The organism is Enterobacter sp. UNJFSC 003 (assembly GCF_036903355.1).
Lineage (GTDB): Bacteria > Pseudomonadota > Gammaproteobacteria > Enterobacterales > Enterobacteriaceae > Enterobacter.
Genome location: NZ_JBAKHK010000296.1, coordinates 1 through 245 on the forward strand (window position 1 = coordinate 1; position 245 = coordinate 245).

Here is a 245-nt window from a genome sequence, read left to right on the forward strand (position 1 = left end):
GCGATACGCAGCGATCCTCGCGTCAGATCGGCAACATCATGAATCGCCCGTTTACCCGCCCCCAGTTCCTGTAACGCCCGGCTGGCGTACTGTCGCCAGACTTCTCCTGCATCAGTGAGACGAATCGTTCGCCCGCTACGGTCAAACAGCGGCACGCCTAAACTCTCCTCTAACTGGCGAATCTGCTGGGAAAGCGCAGGCTGGGAGACGTGCAACGCACTGGCGGCACGGGTGAAGCTGCCATG

1 protein-coding gene is annotated in these 245 nt (G+C 60.8%); it reads right to left on the minus strand.

The window, feature by feature from the left end; genetic code table 11:
• On the minus strand, positions 1 to 245 hold a 245-nt coding region (locus V5P19_RS24240; protein WP_334408081.1), incomplete at both ends, for a LysR family transcriptional regulator.